Annotated in this window: 14 protein-coding genes and 1 pseudogene; 7 read left to right on the top strand and 8 right to left on the bottom strand. The window is 69.5% G+C overall.

Features of this window, described 5'->3' with window-relative positions; genetic code table 11:
* Window positions 1-27: 27 nt before the first annotated feature.
* Entirely contained in the window at window positions 28-918 is an 891-nt protein-coding gene (locus tag ACGFW5_RS17980; protein WP_393835193.1) for a LysR family transcriptional regulator, read from the bottom strand.
* A 142-nt stretch (window positions 919-1,060) separates the two neighbouring features.
* Here ACGFW5_RS17980 and ACGFW5_RS17975 point away from each other — a divergent pair, with 142 nt between their 5' ends.
* From ACGFW5_RS17975 to ACGFW5_RS17965, 3 genes and pseudogenes are all read left to right on the top strand, one after another.
* The gene (locus tag ACGFW5_RS17975) at window positions 1,061-2,116 is read left to right on the top strand and encodes a YncE family protein (protein WP_393835192.1); all 1,056 of its coding nucleotides are present in this window, start codon (window positions 1,061-1,063) and stop codon (window positions 2,114-2,116) included.
* Between the two features lie 185 nt (window positions 2,117-2,301).
* Window positions 2,302-3,186, top strand: coding sequence for an NAD(P)H-binding protein (locus ACGFW5_RS17970; RefSeq protein ID WP_393835273.1), 885 nt, complete (start codon window positions 2,302-2,304; stop codon window positions 3,184-3,186).
* Between the two features lie 271 nt (window positions 3,187-3,457).
* A pseudogene (locus tag ACGFW5_RS17965) lies at window positions 3,458-4,101 on the top strand (dihydrofolate reductase family protein).
* Window positions 4,102-4,303: 202 nt separating this feature from the next.
* Here ACGFW5_RS17965 and ACGFW5_RS17960 read toward each other — a convergent pair.
* Window positions 4,304-4,666 carry a DoxX family protein gene (locus ACGFW5_RS17960; RefSeq protein WP_393835191.1) on the bottom strand — a complete coding sequence of 121 codons (363 nt, stop codon included), beginning with the start codon at window positions 4,664-4,666 and terminating at the stop codon, window positions 4,304-4,306.
* A gap of 139 nt (window positions 4,667-4,805) precedes the next feature.
* Entirely contained in the window at window positions 4,806-5,330 is a 525-nt protein-coding gene (locus ACGFW5_RS17955) for a cupin domain-containing protein (RefSeq protein WP_393835190.1), read from the bottom strand.
* Between the two features lie 80 nt (window positions 5,331-5,410).
* Between ACGFW5_RS17955 and ACGFW5_RS17950 the strand changes: the two genes are divergently transcribed.
* From ACGFW5_RS17950 to ACGFW5_RS17940, 3 genes are all read left to right on the top strand, one after another.
* Window positions 5,411-6,262 (top strand): LysR family transcriptional regulator, encoded by an 852-nt coding sequence (locus ACGFW5_RS17950; RefSeq protein WP_393835189.1) that lies wholly within the window; start codon window positions 5,411-5,413, stop codon window positions 6,260-6,262.
* A gap of 361 nt (window positions 6,263-6,623) precedes the next feature.
* Window positions 6,624-8,201, top strand: a complete 1,578-nt coding sequence (gene proP, locus ACGFW5_RS17945) for a glycine betaine/L-proline transporter ProP (protein ID WP_393835272.1) — start codon at window positions 6,624-6,626, stop codon at window positions 8,199-8,201.
* 84 nt (window positions 8,202-8,285) lie between these two features.
* The gene (locus ACGFW5_RS17940; protein WP_393835188.1) at window positions 8,286-9,476 is read left to right on the top strand and encodes an MFS transporter; all 1,191 of its coding nucleotides are present in this window, start codon (window positions 8,286-8,288) and stop codon (window positions 9,474-9,476) included.
* Between the two features lie 175 nt (window positions 9,477-9,651).
* Here the strand turns inward: ACGFW5_RS17940 and ACGFW5_RS17935 are convergent, their stop codons facing one another.
* The 3 genes from ACGFW5_RS17935 to ACGFW5_RS17925 all read right to left on the bottom strand — a co-directional run bounded on the left by ACGFW5_RS17935 (window position 9,652) and on the right by ACGFW5_RS17925 (window position 11,734).
* The gene (locus ACGFW5_RS17935; RefSeq protein ID WP_393835187.1) at window positions 9,652-9,990 is read right to left on the bottom strand and encodes a cyclic-phosphate processing receiver domain-containing protein; all 339 of its coding nucleotides are present in this window, start codon (window positions 9,988-9,990) and stop codon (window positions 9,652-9,654) included.
* 84 nt (window positions 9,991-10,074) lie between these two features.
* Window positions 10,075-11,013, bottom strand: coding sequence for an immunity 49 family protein (locus ACGFW5_RS17930; protein WP_393835186.1), 939 nt, complete (start codon window positions 11,011-11,013; stop codon window positions 10,075-10,077).
* 121 nt (window positions 11,014-11,134) lie between these two features.
* A complete protein-coding gene (locus ACGFW5_RS17925) occupies window positions 11,135-11,734 on the bottom strand; it encodes a TetR/AcrR family transcriptional regulator (protein WP_393835185.1) in 600 nt (199 codons plus the stop codon).
* Between the two features lie 207 nt (window positions 11,735-11,941).
* On the opposite strand from ACGFW5_RS17925, the gene ACGFW5_RS17920 reads away from it, so the two are divergent.
* The gene (locus tag ACGFW5_RS17920; protein ID WP_393835184.1) at window positions 11,942-12,637 is read left to right on the top strand and encodes an SDR family NAD(P)-dependent oxidoreductase; all 696 of its coding nucleotides are present in this window, start codon (window positions 11,942-11,944) and stop codon (window positions 12,635-12,637) included.
* 114 nt (window positions 12,638-12,751) lie between these two features.
* Here the strand turns inward: ACGFW5_RS17920 and ACGFW5_RS17915 are convergent, their stop codons facing one another.
* On the bottom strand, window positions 12,752-13,288 hold the full coding sequence (locus ACGFW5_RS17915; protein WP_393835183.1) for an isochorismatase family cysteine hydrolase: 537 nt from the start codon (window positions 13,286-13,288) through the stop codon (window positions 12,752-12,754).
* Window positions 13,289-13,444: 156 nt separating this feature from the next.
* Window positions 13,445-14,050 (bottom strand): carboxymuconolactone decarboxylase family protein, encoded by a 606-nt coding sequence (locus tag ACGFW5_RS17910; protein WP_393835182.1) that lies wholly within the window; start codon window positions 14,048-14,050, stop codon window positions 13,445-13,447.
* Between the last annotated feature and the right edge of the window lie 35 nt (window positions 14,051-14,085).

The raw sequence follows: 14,085 nt of genomic DNA, 5'->3' as shown, positions 1-14,085 counted from the left end.
TCGCGCTCCTTCTTGCTCACCGTGTGCTCATCGTGATGTCGACACCGACGCCGCGACGTGGTCGCGGAACCAACGGTGTCCCGGGTCGCCCGAGTTGCGTGGGTGCCAGGCCATGCCGAGGTCGAGAGGGGCGAGATCGAGGGGGATGGGGAAGGTGCGCAGCCCGAGGGCGGAGGTGGCGTCGGGCAGCCAGCCCGGCAGCGTGAGTGCGATGAGATCGCTCTCGCGCGCCAGCAGCATCGCGCTGGTGTGACTGGGCACCACGACGGCGACCCGGCGCCGCAGCCCCAGCTCACCGAGCGCACTGTCGATGGGCCCCAGGCGCTTGCCGAGTCGGGAGATGCCGATGTGGTCGACCGAGGCGAACCGGCGGGCGTCGACCGGCCGGTCGAAGAGCGGATGGCCACTGCGGGCGACACCGACCAGCGGCATGCGGGCGAGCGGCCGCGTCTGGATCTCCGGATCCAGGTGCCCGAGCACGCCCAGCTCCACGTCCACCGAGCCCTGCCGCAGCGCGGGGCCGCCCTCGACGGCTTCCGGCAGGAAGACCACGTCCACGTGCGGAGCCTCCGCGTGCATCCGGTCGATCAGTGTGCCGGCCAGCCCCACCAGGAGCAGGTCCGCTGCCTGGAGTGTGAAGGTGCGCCGGAGGTGTACGGGCTCGAAACCGGCGCCCGGCCGCAGCACGTTGTCGCAACTGCGCAGCAACGCGCCCACCTCGTCCCGTAGTTCAAGGGCGCGAGGCGTGGGGACCATGCCCTGTCCCGCGCGCACCAGCAGCGGATCCCCGACGGTGCGGCGGAGCCTCGCCAGGGTGCGGCTGACCGCCGCGGGCGAGGTGCCGAGGCGTTCGGCGGCGCGGGTCACGCTGTTCTCCTGGAGCAGGGCGTGCAGGACGCGCAACAGGTTGAGGTCCATCAGGGGCTCCTGAACTGCCGGTTTCCATCTGAGTCAACTATTGGCTGTCTATCTTTGCATTGTTGTGGCGCGGGCTCTGCGGCGAGAGTGGAGGGGTCGGAGCGAATGCCTGACGCCCCATCAATTCCAGGTAGGAGTTTCCATGCCGCAGTCCCCGCGCGCCGGTCGTGAAGGCGACGTTCTCGCGGTGGTCAGTCAGAGCGGAGCGACCGTGTCGTTCTTCGACGCCGCTTCGGACCGCCACCTCGCCACGGTCGAAGTGCCGTCGTCGCCGCACGAGTTGTGCTTCGACCCCACCCAGCGGTTGTTGTGGTGCACGACCGCGTACGAATCGGGCTACTACCACGCGAACAGCGGCCGGCGCACCGAGCTGACCGTCATCGACCCCGACACCCGCCGTGTCGTCGAGATCATCGACCTCGCTCCCGAACACGGCCCGCACGGACTGGCGTTGGACACCGCGCGCGGTCGCCTCTACGTCAGCGTCGAGGGCTCGAAGGACCGGCCCGGTGGCATCGTGGTGATCGACACGGAGACCCGGCGCCCGCTCGGCCGCATCGACACGGACGCGCCGGGCCCGCACTGGTTCGTCATCGACCCCTCGGGAAAGACCGGTTACGCGGCCAACAAGGAGGCGCCTTTCGTCTCGGTCGTCGACCTGGAGCGGGGGGTGCTCACCGCGAAGGTCGACGTGCCGGGCAGCGAGGGAATCGCCGTCGCGCCCGATGGGTCGCTCGTCTACGTCGCGGCGCCGTACGGCGGTTCCTTCGACGCAGGCGCCGCCCAGCGCCAGCCCACCGGCATCCGGGTGTTCGACGCCGCCACCCATGCCCTCGTCACCACGCTGCCCACCGAGGACATCGTCCTGCCGGTGCACGTGACGTCGACGGGAAAGCTGCTCGTGGGCGAGATGCGCGGCGTGTTCGACGCCGAGTCCGCGCTGGGCCGCCACGCGCCGGGCCGCCTCACGGTGTTCTCCACCCAGACCCATGAACAGCTGGGCCAACTGGACGTCGGGCTCTGCCCGTTGACCATCACCTCCTCACCGGACGGCCGCATCGGATACGTGGCCTGCGTCGCCTCCTCCACCGTCGACGTCATCGCCCTGGACACGATGCACAGTCTGGGCCGCCTCGACATCGCCATGCTCGACGAGGCGGGCGCCCACGGGCTCGCGTACATCCCGCGCGCCGCGTGAACCACGACGCCCACGACGCTCTCGACCCTCGCGCCATCTACGACGCCCGCGGCCCTCACGCCATCTCCGACGCAGGCGACGCCCACGGCCCTCGCGACATCTACCACGCCCGCGACACCCACCCCCCTCGTGCCATCCACGACACCCGGGACACCCACCGCACCATTCGCAACAGAAGGATCCCCATGTACGTCATCACCGCCCCCACCAGCACCATCGGACGCGAGCTCGTCGACGACCTGCTCGGCCGTGACGTGCCCCTGCGTCTCGTCGTCCGCGATGCCGAGCGGCTTGCGCCCCAGGTACGGGAAAGGGCCGAGATCGTCGAAGGCTCGCACGGCGACCCCGCCGTCATCGACCGGGCATGCGAGGGCGCCGATGCGGTGTTCTGGCTCGCGCCGGGCGACCCGGCCGGATCGAGCGCCCTCGCCGCGTACGTCGACTTCACCCGGCCGGCCTGCGAGGCGTTCGTACGCCACGGTGTCCAGCGCGTGGTGGGCATCTCGGCACTGGGCCGGGGCACGCCGATGGCCGCGCAGGCAGGGCTGGTGACCGCCTCCCTTGCGATGGATGACCTGATCGGCGCCTCGGGCGTCCCCTACCGAGCGGTCACCTGCCCCTCGTTCATGCACAACCTGCTCCACCAGGTCCGTGCGATGAAGGAGCAGGGCATGTTCTCGCTGATGTCCGATCCCGGCCTGAAGACGCCCGTCGTCGCCGCGCGCGACATCGCCGCCACCTCGGCGCGCCTGCTCCTCGACGACTCGTGGCGCGGATCCGGCGAGGTCGCCTGCCTCGGCCCCGAGGACCTGACGCCCATCGAGATGGCTCGCACCCTCTCCGACGTCCTCGGCACGGAGATCGGCTACCGGCAGACGCCCGGCGCCGCTCTCAAGGAACGCCTGACCGGTTTCGGTACGAGCGAGGCGATGGCACAGGCCATGGTCGACATGTTCGATGCCAAGAACCAGGGCATGGACAAGGCCGTGCCGCGCACGCACGAGTCGACGACACCGACGACGTTCCGGCAGTGGTGCGAGGAGGTCCTGAAGCCGGCCATAGGGGCCTGAACCGGAGCCGGCACGCCCGGGCAAGTCGGGCCCCCCATCGGCTGCCCGACGACCCCGGCGCCTGCCGTCCGTGCTCGACCCCGCGCGCCACGGACACCCCGAATGCCGTTGTTCCCTTCTGACGGCAGTATGTGAGCGGACACGGACCGGACCCGCCGGCCGAGCGTCATCGACGCCGGGAGCCCCCTTTCCGGCGTCCGACGCGGCGATGAGTTTGTCCGGCCCGGAAAGTCTCCTCACCGTCATCGTCATCACAGGAGGTAGGGAACACGTGGCTCAGCTACTGCGAGTGCAGAACTTCAACGTGTCGAGCGACGGAATCGCGCGGGGGAGGACCAGACCCTTGAGCGGCCTTTCGGCCATGTCGATCCCGGGCAGCTGTTCGCCTGGGCCGGCGCCACCGCGAGCTGGCCCATGCGCACCGAGCCCGGGGGGAGCCGGGGCCTTGACGACTACATCACGCGGGACTACGCCCGGAACATCGGTGCCGAGATCATGGGCCGCAACAAGTTCGGGCCCCAGCGCGGGCCCTGGCAGGACCACGAGTGGTGCGGCTGGTGGGGCGACGAGCCGCCGTTCCGTACGCCGGTGTTCGTCATGACCCACCACAAGCGTCCCTCCATCACGCTCTCCGACACCACGTTCCACTTCGTCGACGGCGACCCGGTCACGGTCCTCCAGCAGGCACGCGAAGCGGCGCAGGGCAAGGACGTACGGCTCGGCGGCGGAGCCACCACCATCCGGGAATTCCTCGACGCCGACCTCGTCGACACCCTGCATGTGGCGGTCTCACCGGTGAAGTTCGGGAGGGGAGTACGGCTGTGGGAGTCCCCCGACGAGTTGCTGGACCGGTTCCACTTGGAGGTGGTGCCCAGCCCGAGCGGGGTGGCGCACCATCTGTTCTGGCGCAAGTGACGGACTCTCAGGGCCGACCCCGGCAGCTTTCCCGTTGCCGGGGCCGGCCCTTGGGCTGTCGTAGGGACGCACCACCCCGGTGGCGGCCGCCAAATGAGGCTGGATCCCTCCGCCCGGGGCAGAACCACGACGACCGGCCCGTATGCATCGCCTTCCTACGGATGAGAGCCACGAACCCCCCGGGCCATCGTCCTGTACGACGTCACAGCCATGTCGTGGCCGTCCAGATCACCATCGCTCCCACGGCAAGAAGCGTCAGGTTGAGGGCTATCTCGCGTTCCCCGCGGCTCAGATGCACTCCGATCGCCGCGGTCTGCAAGGCCTCGAACCCGATGGCTGCCGCGAGGGCGAGCCAAGGGGCGGTGCCGGTCAGCGGCGGGAGGACCAGGCCGATCGCGCCGCACACCTCGATCGCCCCGATCGTCCGCACGGCGGGCATCGGCATGGCGTCCACCCAGGCCATCATCGGCCGGAGCCGTGCACGGTCCTGGACGGTTTTGATGCCGCCCGAGTAGAGGTAGAAGAGGGCAAGCGGACCGGCCAGGATCCAGTAGGCGACGTTCACGATGTCCCTTCATGGTGAGCAGGTGGGGTCGACGGCCCGGCCGCGTCGGTAGGCGGCATGGAACTCATGCCGTGTCTTGCAGCGGCACGGCCGTCGTGGGGAGGCCGGGATTTGCCCGGCCGGCATGCGTCCGCCGTCGTCAGCCGACGCGCCCGCGCCCCTGCGAGCCGTCGGCGGAATCCGTCGCCGGCTCGGTGGCGTACCTGCTCATGGTCTGGAGGGTCGCCTCGTGGGTCATGGCCCGGCCGCCGGCGATCATGTCCTGGAGGTCGCGGAAGTACTGCACATAGAGGTCGGGTGTGAACGTGCTGAGCATGACGGCCGGTTGGTCCGTGACGTTGGCGAACGTGTGCGGGGCTCCGGGCGGGACCAGGACGAAGGTGCCGGCCACGGCGTCGTGGTCGCTGTCCCCGACCGTGAAGCGCACGGCGCCGGAGATGACGTAGAAACCTTCGTCGTGCTGGGCATGGCGGTGCTGCGGCGGGCCCGGCGTATGCGGCGCGAGGACGGATTCCGCGAGGCCGAGACGATGTCCGGTGTTGCTGCCGTCCTCAAGGATGCGCAGGCGCGTGGTGCCCAGGACGATCGTCTCGCCGTCACCCGGGCCTACCACGAATACGCCGGGGTCGACGGCGGGCTGGTGGCTCTTCGATGGGTCAGTCATGGATCGATTGCAACGCCGGGGCCCGGCGCGCGTCCAAGACCTGTTGGCCGACGCCGATACCGGATGGGTATCGTCGCAGCATGGAGCTCCGTACGCTGCGGTATTTCGTGGCGGTGGCCGAAGAACTGCACTTCGGCCGGGCCGCCGCCCGGCTGCACATGAGTCAGCCGCCGCTGAGCCGCGCCATCAAGCAGCTGGAAACCGAGGCGGGCGCCCTGCTGTTCGACCGGTCGTCCTCCGGAGTCGCGCTGACCGCCGCGGGAACGGTACTCCTCGAAGAGGCGCGCGCCCTGCTCGCGCACGCCGAGCGCGCCCGGGTGCGCATGGCCGCGGCGGCCGGAGCGGCCACCCTCACCGTCGGCATCCTGGGAGACAGCACCGATGCGGGCGCGGCCCGGCTGGCCGGCGCCTACCGTCGACGACACCCCGGTGTGGAGATCCGCATCCACGAGACCGGCCTGACCGATCCCACCTGCGGGCTGCACGCAGGCCTTGTCGACGTCGCCCTGACCCGCAGGCCGTTCGACGAAACCGGTCTGTGCGTGCACGAGTTGCGCGCCGACCCGGTGGGCGCGCTGCTGCGCGCCGACGATCCGCTGGCCCGGCGGGAGCATCTGACCCTGGCCGACCTCGCCGACCGCGGCTGGTTCGTCTTCCCGGCCGGAACCGATCCGCTCTGGCAGTCGTACTGGAACGGCGGCGAGCCCCGCGAGGGACCCGTCGTACGCGCCGTCCAGGAATGCCGGCAGGCCGTTCTGTGGAACGGCACGGTCGGCCTCACGCTCCTGAACCACCGGCCCGGTCGAGGCCTCACCGTGGTCCCGCTGGCCGACATGGCGCCGAGCCGTGTCGTGGTGGCGTGGCGCGAGGGCGACACCAACCCCTTGCTCCGCTCGTTCGTCCAGATCGCCGAAGCCGCCTACCGCGACTGAACGCCTGGCGACGGCACGGCGTTCCCGCTGTCCGTGCCGCCGTGCCACGACCCGCGTACGGTTCGCGACACTCTCGGGGCGCTTCGCCGGCGAGCAGTACCGCCCGTGCGCCGGGACCGGGCGACACGCCGCGTTCTCGCATGCACCGCGCACAGTGGGGCAGCAGCGAAAGTTGACGCACGAACGCCGCGCACCGCATCCCGGTGCCGGCGCTCCGGCAGCAGCAACCCGCACCTCGCACCTCGCATGGCGCGGAACCACCGACGACGCACAGGTACACATGAAATCAAACAGGCGGGGGCCCGCACAGCCGGGCCACCGGGGCCGCGGATTCGGTTCGGGAAGCGTGCAGACCGAACGTATGGTGCGGGCGTTGCTGCGCCGTCGCAAGAAGTCGCTGCACCCCGACGACGTCAAGGTGGCCGACAAACCCGCCGTGCGCCGCGCCGTGTCCGCGGCCGCGCTCGGCAACACCATGGAATGGTTCGACTTCGGTGTCTACGCCTATGTCGCCGCCACACTCGGCAAGGTCTTCTTCCCGTCGAGTTCACCGGGCGCCCAGGTCATCTCGACGTTCGCGACGTTCGCCGCGGCGTTCCTGGTCCGCCCGATCGGGGGACTGGTCTTCGGACCGCTCGGGGACCGCGTCGGGCGCCAGAAGGTGCTCGCCGTCACCATGATCATGATGGCGATCAGCACCTTCGCCGTGGGATTCCTGCCGGGATACAAGTCGATCGGCCTGGCCGCGCCGGTGCTGCTCCTGGTGTGCCGACTGGTCCAGGGCTTCTCGACCGGCGGTGAGTACGCCGGAGCCACCACCTACATCGCCGAGTACTCGCCCGACCGGATGCGCGGCTTCCTTGGCAGCTGGCTCGACTTCGGCACCTTCATCGGATACTCACTCGGCTCCGGCATGGTCACCGTCCTCACCGGCCTCCTGACGGAGGATCAGATGGTGAGCTGGGGCTGGCGGATCCCCTTCTACGTCGCAGGGCCGCTCGGGCTCATCGGCCTCTACATGCGGCTCAAGCTCGACGAGACACCCGCGTTCCAGGAAGCGGAGGAACGGGGACGGCAGGCGGCGACGCGGAGCGGCGCCACCCCCGAGGAGAACGAGCGCCTGGAACAGGCCCGCATGTCGGGGAAGGGCCGTCTCAAGGAGGTCTTCACCCACCACTGGCAGGCCATGCTGGTGTGCATCGGCCTCGTACTGCTCTACAACGTCACCAACTACATGGTGACGTCCTACCTGCCCACCTACATGAGCACCACCCTCGGCGAATCCGAACTCACCGCCCAGCTCCTGGTCCTCGGCACGATGGTGCTCGTCGTCCTCACCATCACCGCCGTCGGCCGGTCCTCCGACCGCTACGGACGGCGGCCCCTGTTCCTGTGGGCCGGGGCCGCGATGGTGATCTTCTCGGTGCCCGTCTTCCAGCTCATCCGCCAGGGCGGCATCATCCTGCCCGCCATCGGCTGCGCCATCCTCGGCCTGTTCCTGGTGTGCTTCGCCGGAACGAGCGCGGCGACGCTGCCGGCCCTCTTCCCGACGCATCTGCGGTACGGCGGACTGTCGCTCGCGTTCAACTTCTCGGTGTCCCTGTTCGGCGGAACGACCCCGCTGGTGGCCTCCGCTCTGGTGAACACGACCGGCAACGAACTCGTGCCGGCCTACTACCTCATGGCGGCGGGTGTGATCGGAGTGATCTCGGCCCTGTTCCTGCGTGAGACCGCGGGCAAGCCACTGCGCGGATCGTCGGCCATGGTCGAATCCGAGGCGGAGGCCCGCGAGATGGTGGCGCGGAGCCGTACCCACGCGGGGCGCCGCGCGCGTGACGTATGGCTCCAGTTGCGCCAAGGACACCTGCCGCACCTGCCGCACCGCTCCGACGGGCGCGACCGCAAGGACCGGCGCGACCGCAAGGACCGGCGGGACTGACGCGCACGGCGGGCAGGACATCGGCGCGGCGCGCCAGGCATGCGGGGCGCAACGATGGCGGCTCGCGGAGTTACCTTCGGTGCCATGGACCGTGATCTTCGTGGCTGGTGGCCGTCTCTGCTCAGTGGGACGGTGTTCGCCGTATGCATGGCCGGTACCACACTGCCGACCCCGCTGTACGGTCTCTACCAGGACAAGTTCGGGTTCTCCGAGCTCACGGTCACCATCGTGTACGCCGTGTATGCCTTCGGCGTCATCGGCGTGCTTCTGCTGACGGGCAACGTGTCCGACTCCGTGGGCAGACGTCCGGTACTGCTGGGGGGTCTGGGATTCGCCGCGGCGAGCGCGGTCTGCTTCCTCTGCGCGTCCGGGCTCGGCTGGCTGTACGCAGGCCGGCTGCTGTCGGGGCTGTCGGCCGGATTGTTCACCGGAGCCGCCACCGCGTACGTGATGGACCTCGCGCCCCGCGGCGGTGCGTCCCGGGCCACGCTCGTGGCGACGGCCGCCAACATGGGCGGCCTCGGCTGTGGCCCTCTGCTCGCCGGAGTGCTCGCCCAGTACGCGGCCTGGCCACTGACCTTGCCGTTCGCCGTGCATCTGGCGCTGGCGGCCGGCTCGGCCGCCCTCCTGCTGAAGCTCCCGGAGACCGTACGAGACCCGGAGCCGCTGCGCAGCGTACGGACGCAGCGCCCGAGTCTGCCCGCCCAGGTGCGGCCGGTGTTCGTACCGGCGGCGATCGCGGCGTTCGTGGGGTTCGCACTGTTCGGGGTGTTCACCTCGGTGAGTCCGGCGTTCTTGGCGCAGTCCTTGAACGTGCGCAACCATGCCGCGAGCGGGCTGGTCGTGGCGCTGGCCTTCTTTGCCTCCACCGGTGGGCAGTTGGCCGTCGGCCGCGTCGGACTGCGCCGGTCACTGCCCTTGGGCTGCGCCGCCCTTCTGGCCGGCCTCGCGTTGCTCGCGGCCGCGCTCCGCTGGGACTCGCTGTCATTGATGGTGTTGAGCGCGCTGCTCGGCGGCTGCGGGCAGGGACTCGCCTTCCGCGGGGCCTTGTCCACGGTGGCCGAGGCGTCCCCGGCGGAACACCGCGCCGCCGTGATCTCCACCCTCTTCGTGGTGGCGTACGCGGGCATCTCGGTGCCGGTGATCGGCGTCGGGGTGCTGGTGGCGCCGATCGGCCTGGAGGGAGCAGGGCTGGTGTTCATCGCGTGCATGGCCGTGCTGGCCTGTACGTCCGGGGTCTACTTGCTGCGCAGGCCGGTGGGGGAGCGGGCGTGAGGTTCCCGCGCGAGCACGGCGATCCCGCGTTTCGCCTGTCATGGGGCGAGGTTCAGATCCAGCTGGATGCGGCTGGTTGGGAGCCGTCGGGCCGGATCGCGTGGGACGTGGTGGTGGAGAATCCGGCCCTGCGTCGGCGTCCTGCACCGGAAGGCTCTGGGTTCTGTTGCCCGGGCTACGCCGTCGCCCGCCGGACTGGATAGTTCCAGTAGGCGAGCGACCGCACGACCGCGGCCGCGCCGATGGGGTTGGCGCTGTGCACGAGGACGGCGCCGATCCGGAAGGGCCGTCCGTGGAACGCGGCTTCTTCCAGCAGCGTCACCACGGGCATGATGCTGTCGTCGCCGCCGAGATCGTGGTCGAGCCAGAGCTCGTCGATGTAGCTCTCACGATGTTCTCGCAGGAGCTCGATGCCCTGGGCGCTGGTGCGGGCGACCCGGGTGGCTCGGGGGAGCACCCGCAGGTCGTCGATGCCGAGCACGACGGGGGCGGGCGCGGCCGGGTTCTCATTCACCCGGCCATCATGAGGCCGCCTCATTCGCGGAGCCAAAGCCTTTTGTGCACCTCCACTCACCTGCTGTGGTCCGGATCCCCTTCCTCAGGGCGTCACCTCCGCGGGCGCGCACAGGAGCGAAGTGGGGAGGTAGTCGGACTGGACGGAGAGCTGCCAGCCGTGTGCCAGGGTGGCGAGTGCGGCAAGCGTGATGCTTCCCAGGGGGAACAGTGTGTGCGGGGCCGGATCGGGGTCGATGTTCGCGCGATGCTCCAAGAGGCGCTTTTCCAGGGCCCGTTCGAAGGCGTCCTGATCGTCGTCGAGCAGGACGCGCAACAGCCGCTGGTCCGGAGTGAGGGGGCCCGCGGCGTCGAGTTGGCGCGACGCACCTGCGCGTTCCGCAGGTGCGGGCCTGCGCAGGGGGGAGGGGCCGGAAGCGGCCCACGAGGACGCCGGCACGTCCACGTCGTGCAGGTATGCGCAGAGCGCGTCCATCTCGGCCAGGTCCGCCGATCCGGACGTCGACTGACGCTGTGAGTACGGCACCCCGTCGCGGATCGCCGGCGCAAAATCGTTGCGCAGCATCGGGCCGATCACCCGGCCGTGCTGCCACACCAGGCCACTGACGACGCAGGTACTGAAGGCGCGTGTCCAGTCCCGCGCCGAGGTGGACATGCTGTCCGGTTCCCACCTCTCGTCATAGCAGAGGTCGTCGCTGCTGAGCGTTCTGTCGGCGAGGAAGAGCTCGACCTCCCAGTCGCCGTCCGGGAAGCACCCCAGGGCCAGGGACTGAAGGGCGCACTCCGCCGCGGTGAGCAGGACGGTGCGCGCTTCAGGACTGCGCAGCGCCGGGTCCTCCAGGGTGCGCGCGCCGGTGTGATCCAGGAGCTCGCCCTCCAGCTGGATCAGGCCATACCGCAGGGACACGCTTCCGTCGTACTGCTGGTCGTGCCAGAAGTCGAAGACCCGGCTCTCCATGTCCTGGAGCGCCTGCTCGATCCGTTGCTCCGTCACGTCATGACGTGTCACGTCCTTGCTGATCATGCCCGCCATTCTGGCACCCGCCTCTGACAACCCCTTCGAAGCCTCCCTCCCCCCCCACTTGGCTGGGGAGGGAGAAAACAGGGTCACCCGACTGTCCAGCGCCGTACGGCTGCACCGGCGCTCAGTTCTGGCGGGGGCGCAGCAGCCGCTCGATGAGGGTGTCCACCAGGTCGCCGGGGACGGTCGCCCCGGTCAGGGCGCAGTAGACGATCGGGCCGACGAGGGCGTCCATCGTTGCGTCGGGGCCGAGTTCGGGCGCGAACGCGCCGGCTTCGATTCCGCGCGCGAGCAACGCCCGTTCCTGGTCGCGGCGTGGACCGAGGTAGCGCTCACGGAAGTCCTTGGCGGTAGCGGCATCGTGCTGCGACTGGGCGATGAGCGTGAGCAGAACCTTGCCTGCGGGGTCGTCCGCCAGGAAGCGTTCGAAACCGCGCAGATAGCCACGAACGCTCTCCACCGTGGGCCGGCCGGTCGGGACGGGAAAGCGCTTCTCGCTGTCTTCGATGAGCGTGTCCAGGAGGATGTCGACCTTCGACGGCCACCAGCGGTAGATGGTCTGCTTCGCGACGCCGGCGTGACGGGCGATCGCTTCGATGGTCAGGCCGCTGAAGCCGTGCTCGACGAGCAGATCGTCTGCGGCATGCAGCACGGCCTGGCGGGCTGATTCGTCGCGCCGGTTGCCGGAGCGCGGCCTGCGGGACTGAGGGCTGGCGGCGGGCATGCGCGAAACCTTACCCGGCGGCGGGCTCGCGGGTCATTGCCTAGACGCAACGTCTCGTCTAATCTGAATGAGCCGACATGGTTCCCGACGTCGTTGTTCGGTGCCGTTTTTCGGCGCCGTTCTTCAACACCTTTGTTCGGTGCCGTTCTTCAACAACGGTCCTCAACAACGGTCCTCAACAACGTGCTTCGACATCAAGGAGTGAGCGTGCCTACTGCGCCCCAACGCCGAGCTCTCGTCATCGGAGCCTCGCGCGGTCTCGGCCTCGTCCTTGCCGGTGAACTCACTCGTCGTGGCTGGCAAGTCGTCGCCACCGCGCGCCAGGACGACGGCGAACTGCGAGCGAGCGCCGCCTGCTCGAACGGCCAACTGGAGGTCGAAACGCTGCACATGACGAGCCCCGGTCAGCTGGCCGCTCTGTGCGAGCGCCTGGACGGCACGCGACTCGATCTGCTCTTCGTCAATGCGGCCATCGACCGGGGCGACGTGCCCATAGACGCGGTTCCGACGGACATGTTCACCGAGGTGATGACCACCAACGCGCTGAGTCCCCTGCGCGTCCTCGAAGCGCTGCGCGGACTTGTCGCGCCCGGCGGGACCGTGGCGGTCATGTCCTCCGAGCAGGGCAGTGTCTCCCGCAACACCGAGGGCGGGTACGAGCTCTACAAGGCAAGCAAGGCCGCCCTCAATCAGCTGATGCGCAGTTACGCCACGCGTCATGACGGCGACGGCCACACCAAGTTGCTCATGGGCCCCGGTCACAACCGGACCCGGCTCGGCGGGCCGGACGCGCCCCTGCTGCCTCAGGACAGCATTCCCGCCCTCGTCGACGTACTGGAAGCGCAAGCCGGCGCGCCAGGCCTGCAATTCCTGGATCGCCACGGCGAGGTGGTGCCGTGGTAGGTCAGGGGGTGTGCGAGGGCCGGGCGGCAGGGCGTCGTCATCGCTGCCGTCAGCTCGGCGCCCCGTTCGTTACGCCTTCGATCGTCACAGCCACAGCCACAGCCACAGTCACGGTCACAGCCGCAGTTCGCGCATGAGCGGAACATGAGCTTCCATGTTGCGCTCCATCATCAGGAGAGCCGCGTCGGCCAGGTCCTCATGGATATGGGCGACCGCATCGCGGGGCACGGTGACCTGGAGGTGGCGGATGTGGGCGTCGAGCGCCGAGTACAGGATGCACTGCTCGGTGACCTGCCCACAGAGCACCACATGCGTGATGTCCTGGTCCTGGAGCAGATAGCTGAGCGGGGTCTCGTAGAAGATGGAATGCCGTGCCTTCAGCACGAACAACGAGTCCTTGTCCGGGCTGAGCGGGCGTACGAGATCGGCGTGCGGCCCGGCCAGGGCGGTCTCCAGAAGCTCCCCGTGGTGGGACCTCCACTGCCCGAAGTTGTCATTGACGTAGATGACGGGGACGTCGCGGCGGCGCGCCCGGTCGAGGAGTTCCACGATGGAGGGCAGCACCTCCCGCGCGGCCGGGAGCAGCAGATCGGCGTCCTTGTGGTCATACGTGTTGATCATGTCAATGACGATGACAGCGGTCTTTCCCATACCTTCCACCTTGCATCCAGTCACCTCGGTGCCGCCTGTCGGAAGGCTCGCGTGCACGGGCCGCGCGCGGCTGCGTCCCGTCCCCGCGATCCGCCGACGTGCGGTGCACTGCCGAGGGCGCGGTCGTTCGGGGGTCCTTTTACCCCCGTGCGCAGATCACTCGGCACCTCGGGAGTCACCCCGTGGCGGGCCACCCACCGGCTCGACGTCGCGGAATCGAGGTGCGCCGGGTTCGGGCGCGAGCCTCGTGGCGCGGGCGGTGAAGCTGATGGCGTGATACCAGCCGCACAGCATGAGCAGGTCGAGGATTTCCGCCGTCGAGAACACGGGGCTGAGCCGCGCCCACAATCCGTCCCCTATGTCGTGGCCGACGTGCAGCGCGTCCGCGGTGTCGATGAGCAGGCGGTCGCGCTCGTCCGACCAGCAGGGATCCGCGCTCGTGCCGTGTGTCAGCGAGCTGACCTGTTCGTCGGTGAGGCCGGCGCGCGCCGCGAACCGCGCGACGTGCACGCCCCATTCGTACTCGCAGCCGCACCGCGCGCAGGTGCGGTCGATGACGATTTCGCGGTCCCGCAAGCCGAGGCTGAGACGCCGGCTGAGCTGGTAGGAGCCGAAGGCGTGGAGTGCTTCGGCGAGCTGCTGATGGTGGGCGTAGAGACGGAACAGCGCGAGCGGGTCCTCGTCGCCGGGCATCATCCGCCTCAGTACGGCGGCGGTGTCCGGCGGGAAGGGCGGCTCCAGAGGCGGTATCCGTTGCGACATGCGGGCCCTCTCTCCGTGCTTCGAAGTGCTTCGAA

It is taken from the genome of Streptomyces sp. NPDC048416 (assembly GCF_043200435.1).
Lineage (GTDB): Bacteria > Actinomycetota > Actinomycetes > Streptomycetales > Streptomycetaceae > Streptomyces.
Note: the sequence above shows the minus strand (reverse complement) of the source record. Positions and strands in the feature narration are given on the sequence as shown.